This window comes from Chitinophaga pendula, assembly GCF_020386615.1.
GTDB lineage: Bacteria > Bacteroidota > Bacteroidia > Chitinophagales > Chitinophagaceae > Chitinophaga > Chitinophaga pendula.
On sequence record NZ_CP077769.1, the window covers coordinates 560,464 to 585,671 of the forward strand.

Here is a 25,208-nt window from a genome sequence, read left to right on the forward strand (position 1 = left end):
CATATGGGATTTACAGTAGCGATCGTCGGTCGCCCTAACGTTGGTAAGTCTACTTTGTTCAACCGCCTGCTTGAACAGCGGAAAGCCATTGTAGATGACGTCAGCGGCGTAACACGCGACCGGCAGTATGGTGTTGCAGACTGGAATGGAAAAACATTCAACGTAATTGATACAGGTGGATTCGTCGCCAACAGCGATGACGTCTTCGAACGCGAGATCCGCAAACAGGTGAAGATCGCTATGGAAGAAGCCAATGTGCTCATCTTCATGTGCGATGTGGCCACCGGCATCACCGACCTCGATGCCGATGTAGCCGATCTGTTGCGCCGCTCGGCCAAACCCGTATTCCTCGTCGTGAATAAAGTGGATAATGCGCAACGACAGCTCGAAGCGACCGAATTCTACAGCCTCGGATTCGAACATGTATTCTTCCTCTCCTCCATGAGCGGCAGCGGTACCGGCGAATTGCTGGACGAAGTAGCAGCCCTCATCACAGACGATCAACTCGTCGAAGCATCAGAAGAAGAACTGCCCAAAATCGCCATCATCGGCCAGCCTAATACCGGTAAATCCTCCTTGCTCAACGCACTGGTAGGTGAGGAGCGGAACATTGTATCCGATATCGCCGGCACCACCCGCGATACCATCCACACCCGTTATAAACTGTTCCAGAAAGACTTCGTACTCATAGATACCGCCGGTATACGCCGTAAGACAAAAGTAAACGAAGACCTGGAATTCTACTCCGTCATCCGCGCCATCAAAGCAATGGATGAAGCCGACGTATGTATCCTCATGCTCGATGCCGAAAAAGGAATCACCGCTCAGGATCTTAGCATCTTCAGCCTTGCCTCCCGCAAAGGAAAAGGAATGGTCGTTGTAGTCAACAAATGGGACCTGATAGAAAAAGAAACCAATACCGCCCGCGATTACGAAAAAATACTTAAAGAACGACTCGCTCCCTTCACCGACGTACCTATCATCTTCACATCCGTAACGGAGAAACAACGTATCTTCAAAGCAATAGAAGAAGCATTACGCGTATACGACAACAGACAACGTAAAATACAGACCTCCAAATTGAACGAGGTGATGCTGAAAGCTATCGAAGCATTCCACCCACCCGTAGTAAGAGGTACTCCCATCCGTATCAAGTACGTTACGCAACTGCCAACCCGTACACCGGCCTTCGCTTTCTTCGCCAACCTGCCGGACGATATCAAACAACCGTATAAAAACTACCTGGAAAACCAGCTCAGAACCCACTTCGACTTTGAGGGCGTTCCGTTAAAGCTGTTCTTCCGTAAGAAATAAAACCGGGTTTATCCCCACTTCCCGCCCAGTATTTTACTTGTCAAAGTACAATACTGGGCTTTTTAATACCCCTTCCCCTGATTCTCATTGCTGTGTTTTATTAATAAATGCTTGATAAATAGCACCTTAATAACTCATCTATAATCCCTTTACTATATTTAAATATTATATAGTATTTGAAAATATTTGTATAAATTTGCGCCGATCTTATCAAAAACAATCAAACAAATGAAAAAAGTATTTCTGTTTGCCATCGCTGCTGGTATGTTCTTCGTAGCCTGCAATAGCGGTAACTCTAGCGCTACTACCGATTCTACAACAACTCCTGCTGTTGACACTATGTCTGCTGCTCCGGTTGTTGATTCAGTAGCAGCTCCTGCTGTTGATTCTGCTGCTCACGTTGATTCTGCCGCTCACGCTGCTGACACTACTGCTAAGCACTAAGATCGTCCCTTGCTTAGACAACGTTAGTAGGACCGTTGCCGATGGCAGCGGTCTTTTTTATATCCATAAACGAAAACCCCGCTAAATAGTAAGGCCCTTCCACTAACGGAAAGGGCCTTACTATCTATAGCTTACCTGGATAGTCAGCTCATCGTTGCTTCTGCAGCTCTTGCAAAGCACGCTTCATCACAGGGTCTTCCGCATTGATGATCTCGTAAAACCCTTCACTACGCCACAGCTGACGCGCCAACATCGCCTTGATACGACCTTTGATCTCCACCTCGTCACGTGCACTTAGCTTATCCGTATTAGGCACACTGTCCTTGCGGGCAAAAGACAGGAATTCATTATATGTCGCCGGTGTCGTCTGGTACTGCTTATTGAAGGTCTCCGCATTCTTATACTGGGAGAATTCAGCTTTGTGTGTGCTGTAATGCTGATAAGCGAAATTGCCGAAAATATTACGTGTATACATCTCAGATACTGCCCGGGAGAAACGGGAAGTATCAAAAGGAATAAAAATATCAGGAGTAATACCACCACCGCCATATACGATACGGCCTTTGGCTGTCTTGTAGGGCACCGTATCAGTAGGTTTGATACTGTCTTTATTTAAGAACTCGCCGTGGTTGAAGCGGTTTACAATATCCTCATCATAAGCTTCCCGTCCTTCGTTATAAGGTTTCTGTATACTTCTGCCGGAAGGAATGTAATAACGCGCTACCGTCAGGCGTAAAGCACCCCCATTACTCAGGTCGTATTGTTCCTGTACCAGCCCCTTCCCAAAGGTCCGGCGGCCAATGATAACACCACGGTCCCAATCCTGCACAGCTCCCGCCAGGATCTCACTGGCAGAGGCAGAACCCTCATCTGTCAAAATCGCCAGACCGCCTTTCTCAAACATACCAGGACGATTACACTTATAGTCCGTACGGGGATAACTCTTCCCTTGCGTATAAAGAATCAATTTATTGTCGTCCAGCAGCTCATCTGCAATACGGGTCGCTGCGTCCAGGAACCCGCCCGGATTCTGACGCAGGTCGATCACCAGCTTCTTCATGCCCTGCTGCTCCAGCTTACGCATGGCATCCAGGAACTCTTTGAACGTAGTAGCAGAAAACTTACTGATCTTGATATAGCCGATCTCCGGAGTAGCCATATAACTGGCATCCACACTATACAAAGGGATCAAACCCCGTTTGATTGTGATAGGCACCATCTTCTGCTGACGCAGCATGGTTACCTTCACCTCCGAATCCTTCGGTCCGCGCAGGAACTTCCGGATACGCTCATTCGTAATATGATTGCCCGCCACCAGCGAGTCGCCTACCTTAATGATCTTGTCGCCAGTCTGTACACCCGCCGTCTCGGAAGGCCCTCCCGCCAGCACGGCAACAATATTCACGGTATCTGCCGTAATATTGAACTCTACACCAATACCTTCAAAATTACCTTCCAGGTCTTCATTCACCTCCTGCAGATGGGACGGTGGAATATATACCGAGTGAGGGTCCAGGTGACTTAATAATCCCTCAATGGCTTCCTGCTGCAAACTCGCTACCTGCAGGGTATCTACATATTTGGCCTTCAGCAGGTCCATGACCTCCTGCAAAGCCCCGCGGTTACCACGGTTAAACAATATCACACCCCCTCCTGTCTGTGATCCGGGCATCTTGTATCCTAAATACATACCCAATGCCAGCACCACGGCAAACAATAAGGGTTGAAAGTAGTTCAGTTTCCTGTTATTCGACATAAGTATATTTATTGGCGGCTCCCGCGACAATAGCTGGATAATCAAATTTACCTGGCGGTAGCATCAAAATGCGGAGTGCATACGTAACATCCCATGCAATCCCCTGTGCCATTTCATTATCGCAAAACTTGAAATCCCGGTATCCTAACTTGCTTTAGTGACTTCCTTTTAATTAAATTGTGACAAAAATAGTATAAATCAAGAGCAAACCATATTGCACCTCTTTAATTTCATAAATTACGGTTATGTCTGGAAATGTAAAGCTGATAGCAGATAGTGGCTCCACAAAAACAGATTGGTGCCTCCTTACAAATGGTCAGCCTGTAAGATATCAGACACAGGGTATCAGCCCCTACTTTCAGGATGCTACCCAGATCAGGGCAATAATCGAGCAGGAACTGTTCCCGCAACTGCCCGCAGGCACCACCATTGGCGAAGTATATTACTACGGTACCGGCTGTATGTATCCGAAGAATGCTGAACTGTTACAAGGCGTACTCACCGCCGTATGGCCCGATATCATCATTCAGGTCTCCCACGACCTGATGGCAGCCGCCAGAGGACTATGCGGCCACGAACCCGGTGTCGCTTGTATATTAGGGACCGGCTCCAACTCCTGCTATTATAACGGAACGGATATCGTCAAGAATAATCCTGGCCTGGGGTTCATCCTCGGAGACGAAGGCAGTGGCGCCTACCTGGGCAAAAAACTGCTACAGTACTACCTGTATCACTCCCTCGACGAAGAACTACGCATCCGTTTCGACGCAAAGTATAACACAACGAAAGACGAAATACTGGAAAATACCTATCGCAAACCAATGGCCAATCGCTACCTGGCAGGATTTAGCACCTTCCTCTCAGAAAATCGTGGACATTTCATGATCGAAAATATCCTCGAAGATGGCCTCAACGAATTTTTCTTCAATCATATTTACAAATACCGGGAAAGCTGGACCCAGCCACTCCATTTCACCGGCAGCATTGCCTGGCACTTCGGCGATATCATCCGCGAACTGTGCGAACTCTATGAGCTTCAGCTGGGCCAGATATTACGCAGCCCGCTCGACGGATTGATCAGCTATCACCGCTAAGGCGCCGGCACCTTATAGCAGGATGTTGTAAGTTTGTAGTCTATTTCCATTCTCAAAATCGAAAATTAAAACAAGGATGTCCTTTATCAGGGTAACAGAACAAGCGTCTCCTTACCGTCACCTGGAGCAAATGAGCGTAACAGATATATTGACAAATATCAACAGGGAAGACCAGACCGTACCCCTCGCCGTGCAGAAAGCCATACCGCAGATAGCGCAACTGATCACTGTAATCGCAGATAAAATGCTGGCAGGTGGAAGACTCTTCTATATGGGAGCAGGTACCAGCGGCAGGTTAGGGATCGTAGACGCTTCGGAATGTCCCCCCACCTTCGGTGTCCCCCACGGACTCGTAGTCGGTATCATCGCCGGCGGCGACAATGCCATCCGCAAAGCCGTAGAATTTGCAGAAGATGACCGCGAACAGGGTTGGAAAGACCTCCAGGCATATAATATCAATGATAAAGATGTAGTAATAGGCATCGCCGCCAGCGGTACCACCCCCTATGTGATCGGCGCCCTCCAGCAATGCCGGCAACAGGGCATCGTCACCGGTAGCATCTGCTGCAACCAAAACGCCCCCCTCTCCGCCGCCGCCGACTACCCCGTAGAAGTAGTGGTAGGTCCCGAATTCGTTACCGGTAGCACCCGGATGAAAAGCGGCACCGCCCAGAAACTTGTACTCAACATGATCTCCACCGCCGTAATGATCCAGCTGGGTAGGGTGGAAGACAATAAAATGGTCAACATGCAACTCAGTAACGATAAGCTGGTAGACAGAGGCGTACACATGCTCATGGAACAACTCAACCTGTCCGATTATGACCAGGCACGTACCCTCCTGTTGGAAGCCGGCAGCGTGAAAAAAGCAGTGGAAACCTATCAGCAGCGACAGGCATAGGCACTCTCTATAACGTACTCAAAATTTCGAAATCTAACAAGTCCGATTTAAATAGCAAATGATTTAATTTGCCGCCGGAGAACGGGCCTCACACCGGCTCCGGAAAGGAAAGATCATGCACGATATCGAACCATATTATAATTGGCGGCACTTGTATACGGCAGAAGAAGACGAACTCTCTCCCTTCTACGGCAGAGAATACAGCGAATTCGAATTCTCTAACACCGTATATAATTATTATGTACACCCGCAGTGGGATGAGTTCGGATCCCGCAACCTTTATATCAAAATATTGTTCGCTGACTACCAGTTCAATTTCGCCATCATAGAACTGCTGGGCGAATGGAACGACGCCATAGAAAATGATATCATGACCCTCAAACGCGACGTCATCGACATCATGATCTCAAATGGCATCAATAAATTTATCCTTATCACCGAAAATGTTATGAATTTCCATTCTTCCGATGATTGTTACTATGAAGAATGGTGGGAGGATATTAAAGACGACGGAGGCTGGATCGTCAGTGTCAATATGCCGGAACAAACCAGGCAGGAATTCGAGAAAGCACGCCTGCATTACTATATACACCTCCTGAATGAGGAAAAATGGCGCACCTTCCAGCCGCTGCACCTGTTCAACCTGATCGACAACGCTATGATGAAACGGCTGGAATAACCTGCCGCCTCCCCCGGAGCATCCAGAACATTTTGAGGCCCGGGAATGTTGCTAATATATTGGCTAAAACGCAGTTATAGAAAACCTGCGACCCTGTACTTGTTTTCTGACAGGGCCCGAAAACTGAGAAATATCATTTGGTTTTAATTTTTCCTGCGTTAAATTTGCCCGACATTTCGAAATATTATCATATTACTCTAGGAAGCTTAATTTATGAAGTGGTCACAATTCTTCAACACCTCTATCGGTAAGAAATTATTAGTAGGGGCTACCGGTCTGTTCTTATGTAGTTTTGTCTTGGTGCACCTCGCCGGTAATATCCAGCTAATGTACGATGACGGCGGTAAGGCATTTAATGCTTACGCTGCATTTATGGGCCACAACAGTCTCATCCAGTTTATCGCCTGGGGCCTCAAGATCATTATCCTGCTGCATGCTATCATCGCCATCCAACTGACATTGCGCAACAGAGCAGCCCGCCCTGTAAAGTACGCTATGAACCCCGGTAACGCTACCTCCTCCTGGTACAGCCGCCAAATGGCAATCATGGGTAGTATCCTTTTCATCTTCATCGTAGTGCATCTCTCCGACTTCTGGTGGAAATTCCACTACGGCGCGGTACCCATGGCTGAATACGACGGCGAACAACTGAAAGATCTGTACACTACCGTACAGTATGCCTTCAAAGAACCCGTGATCGTGCTGCTGTATGTAATTGGTATGATCGCATTGTCTTTTCACCTCATTCACGGCTTCAAAAGCGCGTTCCAGACTTTTGGCCTGAACCATGTAAAATATAACGGATTGATCAACTTCGTTGGCGTATGGCTCTTTGGCGTCGCTATCCCCGTTGGTTTCGCCATTATTCCGTTGTATATATATTTCAAATAATTCAGATAAAGTAAGGATATATGTTGAATGCAAAAATTCCTGCCGGCCCGTTAGATAAAAAATGGGAAGACTATAAAGGACATTGTAAGCTGGTAAACCCTGCCAACAAACGTAACCTCGAGGTGATCATTGTGGGTACCGGCCTGGCAGGCGCTTCAGCAGCGGCGTCACTGGGTGAATTAGGTTATAAGGTGAAAGCATTTTGCTTCCAGGATAGTGCCCGCCGTGCACATAGCATCGCTGCCCAAGGGGGTATCAATGCTGCCAAAAACTATCAAAATGACGGAGACTCTGTCTTCCGTCTCTTTTATGATACCGTAAAAGGTGGTGACTATCGCGCCCGTGAGGCCAACGTACACCGCCTGGCAGAAGTAAGTGCCAATATCATCGACCAATGCGTAGCACAAGGTGTACCCTTCGCTCGCGAATACGGCGGCCTGCTCAGCAACCGCTCCTTCGGTGGTACCCAGGTACAACGTACCTTCTACGCTGCCGGCCAGACTGGTCAACAGCTCCTGCTAGGCGCCTACTCCGCCCTCGAACGCCAGGTAGCACTCGGCAATGTAAAGCTCTATAACCGCCACGAAATGCTCGACGTCGTAACCATCGACGGCAAAGCCCGCGGTATCATCGCCCGCGACCTCGTATCCGGTAAACTGGAACGCCACTTTGGTCATGCCGTATTACTCTGCAGCGGCGGATACGGAAACGTATTTTTCCTGTCTACCAACGCTATGGGCTCTAACGTAACAGCCGCCTGGAAAGCACATAAAAAAGGTGCTTACTTCGGTAACCCTTGCTTTACGCAGATCCACCCTACCTGTATCCCCGTTTCCGGTGAGCACCAATCCAAACTGACCCTCATGTCAGAATCACTGCGTAACGACGGTCGTATCTGGGTACCTAAGAAAAAAGACGATAATCGCAAAGCCGCCGACATACCCGAAGACGAAAGAGATTACTACCTCGAAAGAAGATATCCGGCCTTCGGTAACCTCGTACCTCGTGACGTGGCCTCCCGCGCCGCTAAAGAAAGATGCGATGCAGGCTACGGCGTGGGTAGCTCCAAACAGGCCGTATACCTCGATTACGCTTCCGCGATCATCCGCTACGGCCAGATCGAAGCAGGTAAACGCCAGCTGAGCAACGCCAGCGACGACGAAATACGCAAACTGGGTAAAGAAGTGGTAGCCGAAAAATACGGTAACCTGTTCGACATGTACGCCAAAATCACCGGCGAAAATCCATACGAAGTGCCCATGCGTATCTATCCCGCCGTACACTATACCATGGGCGGCCTCTGGGTAGACTATGAACTGATGACCTCCGTGCCTGGCCTCTACGCACTGGGTGAAGCTAACTTCTCCGATCACGGTGCTAACCGCCTCGGTGCCTCCGCACTCATGCAAGGCCTCGCTGATGGTTACTTCGTTATACCTTACACTGTCGGTAACTACCTGGCAGACGAAATCCGTACCAAAGCCATCCCTACCGATCACCCCGCATTCGTAGAAGCAGAACAGAAAGCAAAAGCTACCATCGACCAGCTTATGGGCATCCAGGGTAGCCGCTCTGTAGACTACTTCCACAAAAAATTGGGTAAGATCATGTGGGACAAATGCGGTATGGCACGTAATGAAGCCGGCCTTAAAGAAGCCATCGAAGAGATCAAAGCCCTCCGCGCTGAATTCTGGAAAGACGTACGTATCCCCGGCTCCGCCGACGAATTCAACCCGGAACTGGAAAAAGCCGGCCGCGTAGCCGACTTCCTCGAACTGGGTGAACTGATGTGCCTCGATGCCCTCAACCGCCGCGAATCCTGCGGAGGTCACTTCCGCGAAGAATCGCAGACCGAAGATGGAGAAGCGCTCCGTCACGATGACCAGTTCAGCTATGTAGCCGCCTGGGAATACAAAGGAGACAGCCACTACGAATTGCACAAAGAAGATCTCGAATTCGTTGAGTGTAAACCTACTCAGCGTTCTTACAAATAAAGCGTAAGGCTGTTCTTTGTAGAACCGCCGGTATTATAAATCAAATAATAGTCCAGCAGATATGGAACATTATAATATGAATCTCACACTTAAAGTGTGGAGACAAAAAAATAAAACAGATCAGGGCCGTTTTGAAACATACGACGTGAAAGATATCTCCTCCGAAATGTCTTTCCTGGAAATGTTTGATGTGTTGAATGAAAGACTGATCAACGAAGGAAAAGAGCCGATCGCATTCGACCACGACTGCCGCGAAGGTATCTGTGGTATGTGCTCCATGCATATTAATGGCCGCGCACATGGTCCATGGCAAGGTACTACCACCTGCCAGCTCCACATGCGTGCCTTTAAAAATGGAGACACCATCACCGTAGAACCCTGGAGAGCCGCCGCTTTCCCGGTTATTAAAGACCTCACCGTAGACCGTGGTGCATTCGACCGCATCATCGAAGCGGGGGGTTATATCTCCGTAAACACCGGTAACGCAGTAGACGCAAATGCCATCCCTATCGATAAGACCAAAGCAGATGCCGCCTTCGCAGCAGCTGCCTGTATCGGTTGCGGCGCTTGCGTGGCAGCGTGTAAAAACTCCTCTGCCATGCTCTTCGTATCCGCTAAGGTATCCCAGCTGGCACTGCTACCGCAAGGCCTGCCCGAGCGCACCTCCCGTGCCCTCAACATGGTAGCACAAATGGATAAAGAAGCCTTCGGCAGCTGTACCAACACCGGCGCCTGCGAAGCAGAATGCCCGAAAGAAATATCGCTGACCAACATCGCCCGCCTCAACCGCGAGTTTATCCGCGCCGGCTTCACCTCAGAAAAATAAGGAACCACCGTTCCATATCATATTGGCAAGGCTTTCCCACCCGGAAAGCCTTGCCCCTTTTATACCCCCTGCTAACCTGTTCCCCCTCCGTCCATCATTATCTACTTGCATAGTTTTGTAAAGATTATTATCATTAAGCCTAACCACGTTTAAATCTCTGGCTTATGTCTGATCAATCCCGCAGAAAGTTTATCAAACAACTGGGGAGCACAGCCGCTCTCCTGGGTGCCGGTTCCCTCGCCGCACTCGCAAAAGATGGTACCCCCATCGAAATATTAAAACCCGATCACCGCGTATCAGCCAATGATAAGATAAGAATAGCCTGTGTCGGAATGGGCATCATGGGCTTCGGCGACGTACAGACCGCCATCCGCGTACCAGGCGTAGAACTGGTTGGCGTAGCAGACCTCTACGATGGCCATCTCACCCGCTCCAAAGAAGTGTTCGGTAAAGACATATTCACTACCCGTGATTACAGAGAGCTGCTGGAACGTAAAGATATCGATGCCATCATCGTCGCTACACCGGACCATTGGCATGATACCATCTCTATCGCCGCCATGGAAAAAGGAAAAGCAGTATACTGCGAAAAACCTATGGTACAGCAGATCGAAGAAGGCCATAAAGTGATCGAAACACAACGTCGTACCAAAGCTGTCTTCCAGGTAGGTAGCCAACGTGTATCCAGCATCGCCATGGCAGAAGCCAAAAAGAGATACGAAGCAGGCGACATCGGACAACTGAATGTCGTGGAAGCTCGCATGGATCGTCATAGCGCACTCGGCGCCTGGCAGTACTCCATCCCGCCGGATGCCTCCCCTAAAACGATGGACTTCGATACCTTCCTGAAAGATACCGCCAAAGTACCCTTCGATCCCGTACGTTTCTTCCGCTGGCGTAACTACCAGGCCTACGGCACCGGCGTACCCGGCGACCTGTTCGTACACCTCATCACCGGATTACACTTTATCACCGGCTCCCTCGGCCCTGAACGTATATATGCCAGTGGTAACCTGGTACAATGGAAAGATGGCCGCGATGTCCCCGACGTAGTAGTAGCTATTATGGACTATCCCGCCACCAAAGAACACCCGGCATTTCAGATGACCCTCCGGGTTAACTTTGCTGATGGCGGCGGCGGTAGCGAATTTACCCGCCTGATAGGTACTGAAGGTGTCATGGAAATGGGCTGGAATGACTTTAAGCTGAAAAAACACCGGCTACCACAAGCACCCGGATATGGTGGATGGGATCTTTATAACACCTTCCCCAAAGCACAACAGGAAGAGTTCGTACGGCAATACAATGCTAAATACCCGCCGGAAACCCGTAAAGGAGATACCACAGAAAGCGCATTTGCCGCCCCTCCGGGCTACGACGACAGGTACGCACACTTCGTGAACTTCTTCGAGTCAATGCGTACAGGCAAGACCGTGGTAGAAGATGCCACTTTCGGCCTCCGTGCCGCAGGACCTGCACTCGCCGTTAATGAAAGCTATTTTAAAAAGAAGATCATCCAATGGGATCCAAAACAGATGAAGATCGTATAATAATATATAAAGCTTGTCTGTTGGCGTTATTAGGGCGCTAACAGACAAGCCCTATCACCTGGCAATGCCTGGAACAGTTTGATTAACCCGCAGGTAAAAAGGCCCCTTCCTACGCTCATATAACGGTTCTTCTTATTATCTTGGGATTTTTCCTAAATTTATTCCTACTTAAATTGCCTGTATGAAATTAATTCCGGGTACAATGCTATTGCTCGGGGCTATGACCCTGGCAGCCTGTAATCAAAAAAAAGGAACGATGACTGATAATAAAGAAACCATCACACCGCCGACCGCCGAGAAGATCAAAAAAGAATTGACAGAACACGGAGATACGCGTATTGACAACTACTACTGGATGAATGATCGCGAAGATCCCAAAGTAATCGCTTATCTCCAGGCTGAGAATAAATACCTCGACACCATCATGAAACCTCATGAGAAACTGAAAGGGAAATTATTCGAGGAAATGAAAGGCCGTATCATGGAAACAGATGTCAGTGCCCCCTACCTCAAAAGTGGCTATTACTACTATACCCGCTTCGAGCAGGGTAAAGAATACCCCATCTACTGCCGTAAAAAAGGCAGCCTCGAAGCAGAAGAAGAGGTCATACTGAACGTCAACGAACTGGCTAAAGGACATAACTACTACCAGATCGCAGGCCTTAACATCAGTCCTGATAGTAAACTGCTGGCATTTGGAGTAGACACCGTAAGCCGTAGAAAATATACCTTGTATGTCAAAAACCTGGAAACAGGAGAGCTGCATAAAGATGCCATTCCGGAAACAACGGGTGGTGTAGCCTGGATGAATGATAACAAAACATTCTTCTACAGCCGCAAAAATCCCGAAACATTACGTACTGAAAGGATCTGTAAACACATCCTGGGTACAGACGATAAAGCCGATAAAGACGTGTATTTCGAAAAGGATGAGACGTTCAACACCTTCGTCTACCGCTCAAAATCGGGTAAATATATATTTATCGGTAACCACAGCACGTTGTCTTCCGAATACCGGATACTCGACGCCGACAAACCAGATGGCAGCTTCCGCATATTCCAGCCTAGAGAAAAAGATATGCTGTATGATATAGACCATAAAGACGACAAATTCTATATCGTTACCAACTGGGAAGCCCAGAACTTCAGACTAATGGAAAGTACGCTGGAGAAAACCTCCCGTGAACATTGGAAGGAAGTGATCGCACACCGTTCCGATGTGCTGCTCGAAGATATCACCCTCTTCCGCGACTTTATGGTACTGAGCGAACGTCGTAACGGACTGACACAATTACGTATACGCGATACACGTAACGGACAGGAACATTACCTGCATTTTGAAGAACCGGCCTACGTTGCCGCCGTATCCGTAAATCCCGAATTTGATACCAAACAACTGCGTTTCTCTTATACTTCACTCACGACACCTTTGTCTACCTACGATTATAACATGGAGACCAAAGAACGCGAATTGAAAAAGAGACAGGAAGTACTGGGGGGCTACGATCCCAAAAACTATATCACAGAACGTCTCTACGCCACCGCTAAAGATGGTACCAAAGTGCCTATCTCTTTAGTATACAAAAAAGGGTTTGAGAAAAATGGTAAACATCCGCTGTTGCTGTATGCATATGGTTCTTATGGTCATAGCACAGATCCCGGTTTCAACTCTAACCGCCTCAGCCTGCTGGACCGCGGCTTCGCATATGCCATCGCGCATATCCGTGGCGGACAGGAAATGGGACGCCAATGGTATGAAGATGGTAAGATGTTTAAGAAAAAGAACACCTTCACCGACTTCATCGACTGCGCCGAATTCCTGATCGCACAGCAATTCACTTCGAAAGAACACCTCTATGCCTACGGCGGTAGCGCAGGTGGCCTCTTGATGGGCGCAGTAATCAATATGCGCCCCGACCTCTGGCATGGTATCCTGGCCGCAGTGCCCTTCGTCGATGTAGTAACCACCATGCTCGATGAAAGCATCCCCCTCACCACAGGAGAATTTGACGAATGGGGTAATCCTAAGAACAAAGACTCCTATGAATACATGAAGTCTTATTCGCCATATGACAACGTCGAAGCAAAAGCATATCCTAATATGCTGGTGACAACAGGGCTGCACGACTCACAAGTGCAGTACTGGGAACCTGCCAAATGGGTAGCTAAATTGCGCGAACTGAAAACAGATCATAATCTCCTGCTCCTCCATACAGATATGGAGGCAGGTCACGGTGGCGCTTCCGGACGTTTTAAACCCCTGGAAGAGGTCGCATTGCAATATACTTTCCTGCTTTCCCTGGAAGGCAAAGAGTAAATAAAATGACCACTGAAAGAATAGCAGATGCCCCGGGAGTAAGATCTTCCGGGGTATCGTTTTCAAGTGAAGACCTGAATGCCCAACAATTACCGCCGGGTGTGGGAGCACCATCTGGATACCCCTTCAAAAATGAGAGCAGCCCCGGTGACAGCCGCCGCCGCTTTCCCCGATACCATACTGGCCGAAATCGTCCACTTCCCGGAAGCCAGGTTTGCAAACGTCCTGATACGTGCCCGGCTACGTAAAGACGAAATACCGTATATTGGGTATCCGGTGCCCCGTCCGATCAACAGATCCCCGTGTCAGACCTCCTGGTGTTGGTAGTCAATAACGAAGTGATCCTGAGAAGTAAGCGGTTGAATAAAAGAGTAATACCCCGGTTAAGTTCTGCGCATAATTATTTGTACAACAGCCTGCCCATCTACCGCTTCCTTTGCGAACAGCAGCATACAGGAGCCGGTGCCCTATACAGGAATTGGGGTGTATTAGAGCGCAGGGCAAGACTCCCCAGGATCACCTGCAAACGTATGATCCTCGACAGGCTGTTCGTCGCTAAACAACGAAAACATGAACGGGTAGTATACTCTTCATGGAAAAATATTATTTATCACAAACTGCATTGGCAGGACAGCACAAATAATGGCATTTACAACCTATCAGCAACTGGATGCAATGGACTGCGGGCCTACCTGCCTGCGGATGGTCGCCAAACACTATGGCCGCAGTTATTCATTGGAATACCTACGCCAACAGTCCCATATCACAAGAGAAGGCGTATCTGTGTTAGGCATCTCCGAGGCTGCAGAAAAGATCGGATTCCGCACACTTGCCGTACGCATCAGCTTCGAACAACTGGACGAAAATATACAACTACCCTGTATCCTCCACTGGAACCAGAACCACTTTGTAGTACTACCCCCCCAGGATTATGATCGTCATAAACCTAAAGCAAAGATACAAGTGGCCGATCCGGGATATGGAATGGTAAAAGTAGATAAGGAAACTTTTCTTCGCTGCTGGCAGGGAAAAAACAACACAGGTGTCGCATTGATACTGGAGCCTACTGCAGACTTTTATGCACAGCAGGGACAAGCAAAAAACAGTACCGGCTTCCGCTTCCTGTTTCGCTACCTGCGCCCCTACCGTAAATATATTGTACAGCTGTTCCTCAGCATTATCATTGCCAGCGTACTCTCGCTGATAGCCCCTTTCCTTACTCAAAGCCTGGTAGACTACGGTATTAATCGCCAGGACATGAACTTTGTCTACCTGGTGCTGATCTCGCAATTGGGCGTTTTCGTCGGCACCACCGCCATTGAGATGATACGCAGCTGGATACTACTGCACATGAACAGCCGTATCAACATCAATATCATATCCGACTTTCTCATCAAACTGATGAAACTACCCATACGATTCTTTGATACCAAAATGGTGGGCGACATACACCAGCGTATAGATGATCATAACCGTATACAGAGCTTTCTGACAGGGACTACCTTATCCACCCTTTTCTCTTTTATTAACCTCTTCATTTTTACCATTGTATTGGGCATCTACAGTACCAGCATACTGGCGGTATTCCTTTGTTTCAGCGCCGCAGCGATCGGGTGGATATTCTTTTTCCTGAAACGACGGAAGGAACTGGATTATAAACGTTTCCAGGGGATGAGTGATAATGAGAACGTCTTGTTCGAGTTGATCACCGGTATGCAGGAAATCAAATTGAATAACTGTGAAACAGCCCGCCGATGGGAGTGGGAACAGGTACAGGCCCGTTTGTTCAGGATAAGCGTAAAAGGGCTGGCAGTAGGGCAATACCAACAGGCAGGCAGTGTGTTTTTCCATCAGCTGAAAAATATACTGATATCATTCCTGAGCGCCAGGGAAGTATTACAAGGCAATATGACACTGGGCATGATGTTGTCCGTGAGTTATATCATCGGCCAGATGAATGGTCCGCTCGATCAATTGCTGGGCTTCGTACAGGCCGCACAGGATGCACGTATGAGCTTGAACAGGCTAGCCGAGATACATGGACAGGAAGAAGAAGAGAAGAATGATAAAGTACTGCCGCCTCCAATAACAGAAGAGGGCTCACTTCATCTGCGTAATGTATCCTTCCAATATGCTGGTCCGCAATCACCGTTCGTGCTGAAAGATATCGACCTCGTTATCCCCCGAGGAAAAGTGACTGCTATCGTTGGCACCAGCGGTAGCGGGAAGACCACCCTGATGAAGTTGTTACTACAGTTTTATCCACCAACTACTGGTACTATTACCGTCGGCGACCAGGACTTGCAGGAATTGTCTCCCAAATGGTGGCGACAGCGCTGTGGACATGTCATGCAGGACGGCTTTATCTTTTCGGGTTCCATTGCTAAAAACATATCCATCAGTGATGAACAGGTGGATACCCAAAAGCTACTGCACGCAGCCGATGTCGCCAATATCCGCACCTTTATTGAAGAACTGCCACTGGGATATCAGACCAAGATCGGTAATACAGGTAATGGCCTCAGCGCTGGCCAGCGCCAGCGTATGCAGATCGCACGCGCAGTATATAAGGATCCGCAGTACCTGTTTTTTGATGAAGCCACCAGCGCACTCGATGCCAATAACGAAAAGGTCATCATGGAAAACCTGGATCGTTTCTTTAAAGGAAAGACCGTGGTAGTGATCGCCCATCGTCTGAGCACCGTGAAAAGTGCTGATCAGATCATTGTCCTGGATAATGGCAGCATAGTAGAAACCGGTACGCATGGATCACTTACCGCCAGAAAAGGGAATTATTTCGAATTGGTAAAAAACCAGCTGGAACTGGGAGCATAAACTATGGCAGCACAAACTCCTTATAACGAACACGATCATAACGAAACACCCCTGCATCATTCACTCGAACAGGTACGGCACAACGAAGTGCAGGAGATCATGGGCAAAATGCCATCCTGGATTGTTCGCAGAGGTATCTCCGGTATCGGGATACTGGTGCTCCTCGTTCTGGCAGGGGCCTATTACTTTCATTATCCCGATATCCTGACCAGCCAGGTAACGATCACGCGACAACCACAGGCAGCCAGGTACAGTGCTACAGGAACCATTGCAGGACAACGCAGCGGCCTCGTCATACCGGGACAACAGGTACAGATAAAACTGAGCGCTTATCCTTATACGGAATATGGCATGCTGAAAGGAATAGTTAAAAGCTGCGCACCCTCCCCAACAGATAGCACCTTCCTGCTGGACATACAGCTACCTCAGGGACTTTATACCACAGCCGGAAAAACACTGCCCAATCAGGGTATGCTCAATGGAAATGCGGAGATCTTCCTGGAAGATAAGAACATGCTGCTCCGACTCTTCGAAAGAATATACAAGTGAATGTAATGGGGAATAAAATAAGGTTATTGCAGCTCCACTTTCTGGGCCGTTACCGGCTGACCAAAAAATATCTCCGCCATCTGGCCAAACAGGACAGGATCATCCGTGGTCATAAACTGTCGCTGCCTGTTACGACTGAGCCGGCTTTCCATCTCAGGATGACGATGTAAATAATCCTTCAGGCTGTGTGCGACGATCTTTCCTTGTGATAACACCGCAATACCTCCTGGCAAATGTTGCTTGATCTTTTTTAACAACAGGGGATAGTGTGTACACGCCAACACAATAGTATCTATATCGGGAGAAGTGGCTAACAGCTGATCGAGATATTGTTTTACAAAATAATCAGCACCAGGTTGCTCATGTTCATTGTTCTCTATCAGCGGCACCCACAGCGGACAGGGTTGCTGGTATACTTTTACTTCCGGAAAGAACTTACCGATCTCGATAGGGTAGGAGGAAGAGGTAACGGTGCCCTGCGTAGCGAGTATCCCTACCTCTCCGGACTGCGTGAGCGTACCCACCATTTCCGTAGTGGGCCGGATCACTCCTAATACCCGCCTGGATGGATCAGCGAGCTTGGGTAGGTCCGTTTGCTGAATGGTGCGCAACGCTTTCGCAGAGGCTGTATTACAGGCAAGTACGACCAGTGGACATCCCAGGCTGAACAGGTGTTGTACACATTCCAGCGTATAGGCATGTATGGTGTCAAAACTCCGGTTCCCGTAAGGCGCCCGCGCATTATCGCCCAGGTAGAAATAATCATAATCAGGTAATTCCGATACGATCTCTTTTAGGACGGTCAGCCCGCCATATCCCGAATCAAATACACCTATAGGACCAGTCATGCTGTTGTACTGTTTTATTACCTGCAAAAATAAGAAAACAGCAGCCAACTGCTTACATATAATAGAACGCCCCGACCATCGATATCGGCAGATATCAAAGAGCCGGGGCCTTTTAATGCGATGGCCGCTATTATTACTTGCCGGAATCTTTCTGGAACAATCCTTTACCCGTCAGGTCGTAGATCTCCTGGATCTCATGCAGGATACCTTCGAAATCCAGCTGCAGGTCTTTAATCAGGCCATTATGTAGGTCAAATACCCAACCATGTACGGTAGGATACTGATTGGCAGTATAGGATTGCTGTACGGCAGCAGTTTTGATCACATTTACACATTGCTCCTGTACATTCAACTCCACCAAGCGGTTATAACGCTGTCCTTCATCTTCAATAGCATTCAGTTCATCCTTGTGCAGGCGATATACATCCCGGATATTACGCAGCCAGGGATTTAAGATGCCTAGGTCTGCCGGTTGCATCGCCGCTTTTACACCTCCGCAGTTGTAATGACCACAAACGATGATGTGTTTTACCTTCAGGTGCCGCACTGCGTAATTGATCACTGACATAACGTTCAGGTCAATACTGTTCACCAGGTTGGCCACATTGCGGTGTACAAAAACCTCTCCGGCTTCCAGACCCATGATATCATTGGCCGGCACCCGGCTGTCACTACAGCCTATATACAGGAAGTCCGGCGTTTGCTCCCTGGCCAGTTTGGAAAAGAAGTCTTTATCAGTAGCAGTTTTGCTGGCTACCCATTCCTTGTTATTCTCAAATAATTGCTGATAGGATGTCATAATCAGTATTGCTTAGTGAGGTGAAAGATAGTGGAAGTTAGTTAAACAACACCATCAGGTAATGATTTGTTTGGCTGCAAACCGCCGCATGCGATAGGCGTTCATGGCACTTTTCCCCAACTGATCCGTCAGGCGGTGATTGACTACCGCACCCACTACGGCGCCAATACCAGGCATCAGCTGCAGTAATTTGGCCAGGTCGATATAATCCCGGTACTCCTGCTGAAAATTCCGCCAGTCAAAACTGTCGATATCTTCCGGTAATGCCTGGCTATATGTATCCCAATGGGCGATCACCGGGTAGGTCTTGTTACGCAGCTGCTGACTGGAGAACGTAATCTGGAAAATATACAGGATGAACAGCCTTTCCTTGTAGTCACGCATATCATAGCCATAAAGCGCCGCAATGTCAAACAGCATTTTGATCTTTAACCCCAGGAATAGGGGAAAATCTGCCAATCCTAGCAGGATACCGCCCGCGCCTGTGATAGCCCCTTCCGTAGCTGCCGTCGTTTTGTAAAAGTCTATTTTTTCCCGTACCCGGGTCTCCAATAACAGCAGATCCGGTTCATCAACAGGGGCCGGACAACTGAACCCCGCCCCCGTCAGCACCGCACGTGTCATCTGTTTGATCGCAGCGGTGATCACGCGGTGCACCTTTTCTGGGATCACACCGTTGATCTTATCCTGCAGCCGCTTCGCCAGCTTCCCCGGTAACATGGCGTCCCTTTGCATCTTTTTCTGCCAGGTCCGTAATTCCTTGCTGATTTGTTGCTGATACAGCTCCATATGTTATTGACTGGTTATGAATACTTAATCTGCCATTAGCCGGCCTCCGGATCACCCGGATACCCGGTATCATATACAAACGGCACACCAGAAAACATAATATTAACAATTATACCGGGCAGCAAACCTCAAACTAAATACGTACCTTTGCGGCTTCAAATTTCATTTATTTCCGTATGATCAGTGTTAAAAACGTATCGCTCTCTTTTGGCAAAAGGGTATTATTCGATGAAGTAAATATCAACTTCACCAAAGGCAATTGCTATGGTGTAATAGGTGCCAACGGAGCTGGGAAATCTACTTTTCTGAAGATATTATCTGGTGAAATAGAACCTAATAAAGGATCGGTGGAGATCACCACAGGTGAACGTATGAGCGTACTGAAGCAGAACCACTTCGAATTCGATGAGGTAACCGTGCTTAATACCGTGCTGATGGGTAACCGCAAACTGTGGGAGATCGCTCACGAACGTGATACCATCTACGCTAAAGCCGACTTTACAGAAGAGGATGGTATGCGTGCCGGTGAACTGGAAGCAGAATACGGAGAAATGGGTGGTTATACCGCAGAAAGTGATGCAGGTGTGCTCCTGGGCGACCTCGGCGTGAAAGAAGAACTGCATGGTACCCTCATGAAAGAGATCAGCGGTAGCTTAAAAGTACGCGTACTACTCGCCCAGGCACTCTTCGGTAACCCCGATATACTCCTTCTGGATGAGCCTACCAACGACCTGGACGTAGAAACTATCGGTTGGCTGGAAAACTTCCTCGCCGACTATGAAAATATCGTAATAGTAGTTTCCCACGACCGTCACTTCCTCGATGCTGTTTGTACACACGTAGCCGACGTAGACCGTAGTAAGATCCAGATCTTCACCGGTAACTACTCCTTCTGGTACGAATCCAGCCAGTTGATCGCCCGCCAGATGGCCGATAAGAATAAGAAAATGGAAGAAAAGCGTAAAGACCTGATGGACTTTATCGCCCGGTTTAGCGCCAACGCTTCCAAAAGCAAGCAGGCAACTTCCCGTAAAAAAGCATTGGAAAAACTGGTTATCGAAGACATCCAACCTTCCAACCGCAAATACCCTGGTATTATCTTCAAACAATTACGTGAAGTAGGTAACCAGATCCTGAATGTGGAAAAACTCCAGAAATCTATTGATGGCAGACTCCTTTTCAGCGATGTGACCTTCTCTGCAAACAAAGGCGACAAAATTGCTTTCCTCTCTAAAGACCATCTCGCACTAAGCACCTTCTTCCAGGTGATCAATGACGAAATAGGGGCCGACAGCGGTAAGTTTGAATGGGGGACTACCGTAACCAAAGCATATCTGCCTAACGATAACGCAGAATACTTCCAGGAATCATATAATCTGATGGATTGGCTCCGCCAGTTCGTACCTCCGCATGTAACAGATGTGGATGAACCCTTCCTGCGTGGCTTCCTGGGCAAAATGCTGTTCAGCGGAGACGATATCATGAAGAAAACATCCGTACTGAGCGGTGGAGAAAAAGTACGCTGCATGCTGAGCCGTATGATGCTGCAGGATCCTAATGTAGTGATACTCGATGAACCGACCAACCACCTGGACCTCGAATCCATCCAATCATTCAACGAAAGCATGATCAACTTCAAAGGCATCGTACTGTTCACTACTCATGACCATACCTTCATGCAGTCCGTAGCCAACCGTATCATCGAGATCACGCCTAAAGGGATCATTGATCGCCTGATGACCTTCGACGAATACCTGGCTGATGACCGCGTAAGAGCACTGAGAGAAGAAATGTATGGACAAAGCGTAGCTGCCGTATAATACAAAACAACATCGCTTTTTTAATAGAGAAAAGGCTGCAAAACAGGAGAATCAACTATACCTGTTTTGCAGCCTTTTCATTTCTAACACACATAGCTGCTATGGCTATGTGAAAAGTACCATATGGCTACATCAGTCCGTGCAAGGACAAAAGAAAATAGCGATAAATATTGGAGAGAAAAGAGAGAGGGCGTTAAGAAAGATATTCTTCAATAAGTTTGAGTTTACTGCTGTCAAGTGGCTTGGTGATATAAGCCATCAGCTCCGGTGTACGCTGCACTTTCTGCATATCCCTGACATCGATTGAAGATGAACACATAATAATAGGTATCTGTTTGCCAATTGATCCCTTGATGTTACGATAGGCCTCAATAAAATCCCACCCGTTCATGCGTTGCATATTCATATCCAGGATGATCAGCGATGGTAACTTTTGACGGGCAGGCCCCGATAACTGTTCCAAGGCATCCTCTGCACAGAGGAAAGATGTAACAACCAGGTTATCACTGGTGCCCAGCATTTTCTTGATGATAAAATGAAAAATTTCATCATCGTCAACAACGTACACTAATTTATTGACATCTTCCATACCTATAGTTTTGTCTAGCCAAATGAGATTGTACACACTGGGCTGGGGTTAAAAGCATGTTCGTAAGTACACCCTGGTACGCTTTTCCTGCAGCATCGTTCCTTGTATCACCGGTAATCGTATTAATACAATTACCAGTTTTAAATTATCCGGTGCAAAGAACGTTAAATTATGTTTATTTTTATATATGTTTTTTGGCCAATAACTATTCATTAACAAATTGTAGAAGATACTCAAGTGTTCTTTAGGCCGTTGGCACAGCGTGTTTGCATAGTTGCGATACTGATTCCAATAAAAAAACGGAACAGTGATGAGCCGTTCCGTTTTACTTTATACTTTAACTACCGGAGCAAAAGAAATGTTCACAGTAATAATAAATTAACACAGATTAAAAGAGACCGCCTTTTTTCAGACTTACACGACCCTGACCGATCTTGAAACCATTATGGTAGATTTCAACGGCATAGTCGCCGGGTTTGAAATCAGAATTTTGTTTCCAATCCATAGAGATCAGTTGTTTTTGACCTTGAACATAACTTACCGTTTTCTTAGCCGTGTACAACTTCTCTGTACCATCTTCCAGTGTGAACCGGCCGGAACCCAAAGCCTCTACCGCCAGGGGAGAGCCATCAGGAGCCGTAATAGCGACATAGATCTCTTTGTCGCCTGTAGGAGCGATCCTGTTCTCATCCAGGTCAAAGGTCACCCGCATCATATCAGCACGTTTAGCTTTAGAAGTTTCTACTTCTTTGCCATTACGTTTGATGTTGATAGGAGACAACTTGATGTTAGAGGCATGCAATACAGATCCCAGATCTACCTTTTTGGTCAGGCTGTCTTTTACAGTGCTCACAGAGTCCCGTTGTTTACGAGCCACATCCCGCTCTCCGGCCAAGACGATCTTTTCACCTTCCAGACGCTCAATAGTCTGATTATATCCTTCAATGTTGGATTTCAGCTGCTCGATCAAACGTCTTGCTTCAGCCAACTGTGCCTGCGTAGCATTTTTGTTGGATAAAATACTAGAGATACGCGCCTTCATATCCGCAATTTCCTTATCTTTTGTTTTCACCAGACTATCCATACGGCTATTCTGTGAGATCAGATCATCCAAACGGGCATTAGCCGCGTTATACTCCTGCTGCAGCGCATCCCTTGAAGAAGAAATGGAATCTATCTGAGTGGATTGTTGTACAATTGTCTCACTGGCTTTGTTTTTATCATATAGCATATAAATCCAGGTACCGGCCAGTGCTGCTATCAGGATACCATAGATCAGACCATTACGACTACGTGGTTTTTCCGGTCCGGGTGACCCCGGGACAGGTGTGTTGAAAGTGTTGTCAGTCATAGTTGTTTGTTTTATGTTTAATTGTTATATGGTTAAAAGTTTTAATAAAATCGTGCTCAATATAATTCTTTTCAGTTTTAACTAAAATCGTTTTTCATCGTGTTATCAAACATTGCGCTTGATCAATTACTTTTGTTGGATATTGAAACCACACCTGGTGTAGCAGGCTTTGGCCACCTTAACGAAGTCATGAAATCCCTCTGGGTGGAGAAAATGGCAAAAACTGCGCCAGATTCCATAGATAATGAGGGAGCATATGCAGAGCGGGCGGGTATCTATGCCGAATTCGGGAAAATCGTTTGCATAACTGCAGGCTTTTTCAATCTTGAACAAGATCGCTATTATCTCCGGCTTAAATCCTTCTATAATCATGACGAAAAAATCATCTTAACCGACTTCCTGGAACTTGTTAATAAATTCCAGACCAAACATACCCGCTTCCAGTTTGCCGGCCATAATATCCGTGAATTTGATATTCCTTTTATTTGCCGCCGTTCTCTGATCCATCAGTTATCTTTGCCCACAGCTTTACAATTGCATGGTCTTAAACCCTGGGAACTGCCAATGCAGGATACCCTCCACCTCTGGCGGTTTGGCGATTTCAAACATTATACTTCGCTGAAACTGCTCACTGCCATCCTCGGTATTCCTACATCCAAGGATGATATAGATGGCAGCATGGTAGGAAAAGTATACTGGGAAGATAAAGACCTGCCAAGGATAGCCCGCTATTGTGAAAAAGACGTAACCGCAGTAGCCCAGCTGATACTGCGTTTCAAAGGATTGCCGCTGCTGCAACCCGCAGAGGTCGTCACCGTTAGCTGAGTACCCGTATAAAGGAGCGTTCAAGAAGTAAGTATATATGGAATACCAGGATATTATTAAAGATTGGAAACAGAAAAAATTCCGCCCACTATACTGGCTGGAAGGGGAAGAAGATTTTTTTATCGACCAGGTAAGCACCTACGCAGAGCATGAGCTCCTCGCAGAAGCAGAAAAAGGATTCAATCTTACCGTACTGTATGGCAAAGATACCGACTGGAGTGCTGTTACGAACGCCTGCAGGCGCTACCCCATGTTTGCCGAAAGACAAGTAGTGATCCTGAAGGAAGCACAATCCATGCGCGACCTGCTCAAACTCGAGACCTATATCGATAATCCCCTGCCGTCTACCATCTTTGTCGTAGCGCATAAACAAGGAAAACTTGATGGACGCAGTAAACTGGCCAAACTGGTTAAAGAGAAAGGCATACTGCTGAGTACCAAAAAAATGTATGATAACCAATTACCAGGTTGGGTGGATGCACATGTGAACAACCTGGGCCGGGCTATTACACAAAAAGCCTGTATCCTGCTGGTTGATCATATCGGTAATGACCTCTCGCGTATCGCTAACGAAATAGAGAAATTGCTGGTCAACCTGCCTGATGGTAAAAAGATTGATGAAGGAGATATTGAAAAGTATGTAGGGATCAGTAAGGAATACAATGTATTTGAACTGCAGAATGCCACCGGCCAGAAAGACTTTGGTAAAGTGATGCGCATCATCCAATACTTTACAGCCAACCCCAAAGCAGCACCTATACAGATGACGATACCGGCCTTGTATAATTACTTTAGTAAGGTGAGTATGGTATTCGCAGTGAAAGGAGGTGAAAAAGACATTGCATCAGCCTTGGGTGTACATCCCTTCTTCGTGAAAGACTATATAGCTGCCGCCCGGCAATATGGTGCAGAAGGAGCAGAACGCGCCATCCTGCTGCTGCATCAGTATAACCTCAGGAGCATCGGTATTAATGATAGCGGAGTGGAAGATGGTGAGCTTATGAAAGAAATGATGTTCCGTATCATGAGCTGAGAGG

The 25,208-nt window shown here is 47.5% G+C and carries 22 protein-coding genes and 1 pseudogene; 17 read left to right on the top strand and 6 right to left on the bottom strand.

Annotated elements, in window-relative coordinates; genetic code table 11:
- The first annotated feature begins 3 nt into the window (after positions 1–3).
- Both der and KTO58_RS02220 read left to right on the top strand, forming a co-directional pair.
- The gene (gene der / locus KTO58_RS02215) at positions 4–1,314 is read left to right on the top strand and encodes a ribosome biogenesis GTPase Der (RefSeq protein ID WP_095840949.1); all 1,311 of its coding nucleotides are present in this window, start codon (positions 4–6) and stop codon (positions 1,312–1,314) included.
- A gap of 228 nt (positions 1,315–1,542) precedes the next feature.
- Entirely contained in the window at positions 1,543–1,758 is a 216-nt protein-coding gene (locus tag KTO58_RS02220) for a hypothetical protein (RefSeq protein WP_095840948.1), read from the top strand.
- A 148-nt stretch (positions 1,759–1,906) separates the two neighbouring features.
- Here KTO58_RS02220 and KTO58_RS02225 read toward each other — a convergent pair whose 3' ends face one another.
- Positions 1,907–3,514, bottom strand: a complete 1,608-nt coding sequence (locus KTO58_RS02225; RefSeq protein ID WP_095840947.1) for a S41 family peptidase — start codon at positions 3,512–3,514, stop codon at positions 1,907–1,909.
- Between the two features lie 245 nt (positions 3,515–3,759).
- Here KTO58_RS02225 and KTO58_RS02230 point away from each other — a divergent pair, with 245 nt between their 5' ends.
- From KTO58_RS02230 to KTO58_RS02285, 12 genes and pseudogenes are all read left to right on the top strand, one after another.
- Positions 3,760–4,608: an N-acetylglucosamine kinase gene (locus tag KTO58_RS02230; RefSeq protein WP_095840946.1), complete on the top strand. Its 849-nt coding sequence runs from the start codon at positions 3,760–3,762 to the stop codon at positions 4,606–4,608.
- A gap of 76 nt (positions 4,609–4,684) precedes the next feature.
- Entirely contained in the window at positions 4,685–5,509 is an 825-nt protein-coding gene (murQ, locus tag KTO58_RS02235) for an N-acetylmuramic acid 6-phosphate etherase (RefSeq protein WP_095840945.1), read from the top strand.
- Between the two features lie 115 nt (positions 5,510–5,624).
- A complete protein-coding gene (locus tag KTO58_RS02240) occupies positions 5,625–6,188 on the top strand; it encodes a hypothetical protein (RefSeq protein ID WP_095840944.1) in 564 nt (187 codons plus the stop codon).
- Positions 6,189–6,401: 213 nt separating this feature from the next.
- The gene (locus KTO58_RS02245) at positions 6,402–7,079 is read left to right on the top strand and encodes a succinate dehydrogenase cytochrome b subunit (RefSeq protein WP_095840943.1); all 678 of its coding nucleotides are present in this window, start codon (positions 6,402–6,404) and stop codon (positions 7,077–7,079) included.
- A 20-nt stretch (positions 7,080–7,099) separates the two neighbouring features.
- Positions 7,100–9,073 (top strand): fumarate reductase/succinate dehydrogenase flavoprotein subunit, encoded by a 1,974-nt coding sequence (locus KTO58_RS02250; RefSeq protein ID WP_095840942.1) that lies wholly within the window; start codon positions 7,100–7,102, stop codon positions 9,071–9,073.
- Positions 9,074–9,134: 61 nt separating this feature from the next.
- On the top strand, positions 9,135–9,899 hold the full coding sequence (locus KTO58_RS02255) for a succinate dehydrogenase/fumarate reductase iron-sulfur subunit (protein ID WP_095840941.1): 765 nt from the start codon (positions 9,135–9,137) through the stop codon (positions 9,897–9,899).
- Positions 9,900–10,063: 164 nt separating this feature from the next.
- Positions 10,064–11,449, top strand: a complete 1,386-nt coding sequence (locus KTO58_RS02260) for a Gfo/Idh/MocA family protein (protein WP_095840940.1) — start codon at positions 10,064–10,066, stop codon at positions 11,447–11,449.
- A 181-nt stretch (positions 11,450–11,630) separates the two neighbouring features.
- Positions 11,631–13,766, top strand: a complete 2,136-nt coding sequence (locus KTO58_RS02265) for a S9 family peptidase (RefSeq protein WP_095840939.1) — start codon at positions 11,631–11,633, stop codon at positions 13,764–13,766.
- Between the two features lie 78 nt (positions 13,767–13,844).
- Positions 13,845–14,093, top strand: coding sequence for a hypothetical protein (locus KTO58_RS02270; RefSeq protein ID WP_095840938.1), 249 nt, complete (start codon positions 13,845–13,847; stop codon positions 14,091–14,093).
- Positions 14,084–14,248, top strand: a pseudogene (locus tag KTO58_RS28870) (lantibiotic dehydratase); the annotation flags it as partial. The gene KTO58_RS02270 and the pseudogene KTO58_RS28870, both read left to right, overlap by 10 nt.
- 160 nt (positions 14,249–14,408) lie before the next feature.
- A complete protein-coding gene (locus KTO58_RS02280) occupies positions 14,409–16,601 on the top strand; it encodes a peptidase domain-containing ABC transporter (RefSeq protein WP_095840937.1) in 2,193 nt (730 codons plus the stop codon).
- Positions 16,602–16,604: 3 nt separating this feature from the next.
- Entirely contained in the window at positions 16,605–17,150 is a 546-nt protein-coding gene (locus KTO58_RS02285; protein ID WP_095840936.1) for a hypothetical protein, read from the top strand.
- 23 nt (positions 17,151–17,173) lie between these two features.
- Here the strand turns inward: KTO58_RS02285 and murI are convergent, their stop codons facing one another.
- From murI to KTO58_RS02300, 3 genes are all read right to left on the bottom strand, one after another.
- The gene (gene murI / locus KTO58_RS02290; RefSeq protein ID WP_095840935.1) at positions 17,174–17,998 is read right to left on the bottom strand and encodes a glutamate racemase; all 825 of its coding nucleotides are present in this window, start codon (positions 17,996–17,998) and stop codon (positions 17,174–17,176) included.
- 133 nt (positions 17,999–18,131) lie between these two features.
- Positions 18,132–18,797: a carbonic anhydrase gene (locus tag KTO58_RS02295; RefSeq protein WP_095840934.1), complete on the bottom strand. Its 666-nt coding sequence runs from the start codon at positions 18,795–18,797 to the stop codon at positions 18,132–18,134.
- A gap of 54 nt (positions 18,798–18,851) precedes the next feature.
- Positions 18,852–19,586 (bottom strand): EcsC family protein, encoded by a 735-nt coding sequence (locus KTO58_RS02300; protein WP_095840933.1) that lies wholly within the window; start codon positions 19,584–19,586, stop codon positions 18,852–18,854.
- Between the two features lie 176 nt (positions 19,587–19,762).
- On the opposite strand from KTO58_RS02300, the gene KTO58_RS02305 reads away from it, so the two are divergent.
- A complete protein-coding gene (locus KTO58_RS02305; protein ID WP_095840932.1) occupies positions 19,763–21,406 on the top strand; it encodes an ABC-F family ATP-binding cassette domain-containing protein in 1,644 nt (547 codons plus the stop codon).
- Between the two features lie 193 nt (positions 21,407–21,599).
- Here KTO58_RS02305 and KTO58_RS02310 read toward each other — a convergent pair whose 3' ends face one another.
- Positions 21,600–21,995 (bottom strand): response regulator, encoded by a 396-nt coding sequence (locus tag KTO58_RS02310; protein WP_157753242.1) that lies wholly within the window; start codon positions 21,993–21,995, stop codon positions 21,600–21,602.
- Between the two features lie 388 nt (positions 21,996–22,383).
- A complete protein-coding gene (locus tag KTO58_RS02315) occupies positions 22,384–23,346 on the bottom strand; it encodes a DUF8428 domain-containing protein (RefSeq protein ID WP_095840930.1) in 963 nt (320 codons plus the stop codon).
- Between the two features lie 99 nt (positions 23,347–23,445).
- On the opposite strand from KTO58_RS02315, the gene KTO58_RS02320 reads away from it, so the two are divergent.
- On the top strand, positions 23,446–24,171 hold the full coding sequence (locus KTO58_RS02320; RefSeq protein WP_095840929.1) for a ribonuclease H-like domain-containing protein: 726 nt from the start codon (positions 23,446–23,448) through the stop codon (positions 24,169–24,171).
- Between the two features lie 37 nt (positions 24,172–24,208).
- Positions 24,209–25,204, top strand: a complete 996-nt coding sequence (holA, locus tag KTO58_RS02325; protein WP_095840928.1) for a DNA polymerase III subunit delta — start codon at positions 24,209–24,211, stop codon at positions 25,202–25,204.
- The last annotated feature ends 4 nt before the right edge of the window (positions 25,205–25,208 follow it).

What these genes read in the sequence shown, in the direction of transcription:
- KTO58_RS02225 (WP_095840947.1), bottom strand. Translation starts at nt 3,514, where the DNA reads ATGTCGAATAACAGGAAACTGAACTACTTTCAACCCTTATTGTTTGCC.
- KTO58_RS02220 (WP_095840948.1), top strand. Translation starts at nt 1,543, where the DNA reads ATGAAAAAAGTATTTCTGTTTGCCATCGCTGCTGGTATGTTCTTCGTA.
- KTO58_RS02315 (WP_095840930.1), bottom strand. Translation starts at nt 23,346, where the DNA reads ATGACTGACAACACTTTCAACACACCTGTCCCGGGGTCACCCGGACCG.
- KTO58_RS02245 (WP_095840943.1), top strand. Translation starts at nt 6,402, where the DNA reads ATGAAGTGGTCACAATTCTTCAACACCTCTATCGGTAAGAAATTATTA.
- KTO58_RS02310 (WP_157753242.1), bottom strand. Translation starts at nt 21,995, where the DNA reads ATGGAAGATGTCAATAAATTAGTGTACGTTGTTGACGATGATGAAATT.
- KTO58_RS02300 (WP_095840933.1), bottom strand. Translation starts at nt 19,586, where the DNA reads ATGGAGCTGTATCAGCAACAAATCAGCAAGGAATTACGGACCTGGCAG.
- KTO58_RS02240 (WP_095840944.1), top strand. Translation starts at nt 5,625, where the DNA reads ATGCACGATATCGAACCATATTATAATTGGCGGCACTTGTATACGGCA.
- KTO58_RS02270 (WP_095840938.1), top strand. Translation starts at nt 13,845, where the DNA reads ATGCCCAACAATTACCGCCGGGTGTGGGAGCACCATCTGGATACCCCT.
- KTO58_RS02260 (WP_095840940.1), top strand. Translation starts at nt 10,064, where the DNA reads ATGTCTGATCAATCCCGCAGAAAGTTTATCAAACAACTGGGGAGCACA.
- holA (WP_095840928.1), top strand. Translation starts at nt 24,209, where the DNA reads ATGGAATACCAGGATATTATTAAAGATTGGAAACAGAAAAAATTCCGC.
- der (WP_095840949.1), top strand. Translation starts at nt 4, where the DNA reads ATGGGATTTACAGTAGCGATCGTCGGTCGCCCTAACGTTGGTAAGTCT.
- KTO58_RS02255 (WP_095840941.1), top strand. Translation starts at nt 9,135, where the DNA reads ATGGAACATTATAATATGAATCTCACACTTAAAGTGTGGAGACAAAAA.
- KTO58_RS02295 (WP_095840934.1), bottom strand. Translation starts at nt 18,797, where the DNA reads ATGACATCCTATCAGCAATTATTTGAGAATAACAAGGAATGGGTAGCC.
- murQ (WP_095840945.1), top strand. Translation starts at nt 4,685, where the DNA reads ATGTCCTTTATCAGGGTAACAGAACAAGCGTCTCCTTACCGTCACCTG.
- KTO58_RS02250 (WP_095840942.1), top strand. Translation starts at nt 7,100, where the DNA reads ATGTTGAATGCAAAAATTCCTGCCGGCCCGTTAGATAAAAAATGGGAA.
- KTO58_RS02285 (WP_095840936.1), top strand. Translation starts at nt 16,605, where the DNA reads ATGGCAGCACAAACTCCTTATAACGAACACGATCATAACGAAACACCC.
- KTO58_RS02305 (WP_095840932.1), top strand. Translation starts at nt 19,763, where the DNA reads ATGATCAGTGTTAAAAACGTATCGCTCTCTTTTGGCAAAAGGGTATTA.
- murI (WP_095840935.1), bottom strand. Translation starts at nt 17,998, where the DNA reads ATGACTGGTCCTATAGGTGTATTTGATTCGGGATATGGCGGGCTGACC.
- KTO58_RS02280 (WP_095840937.1), top strand. Translation starts at nt 14,409, where the DNA reads ATGGCATTTACAACCTATCAGCAACTGGATGCAATGGACTGCGGGCCT.
- KTO58_RS02265 (WP_095840939.1), top strand. Translation starts at nt 11,631, where the DNA reads ATGAAATTAATTCCGGGTACAATGCTATTGCTCGGGGCTATGACCCTG.
- KTO58_RS02230 (WP_095840946.1), top strand. Translation starts at nt 3,760, where the DNA reads ATGTCTGGAAATGTAAAGCTGATAGCAGATAGTGGCTCCACAAAAACA.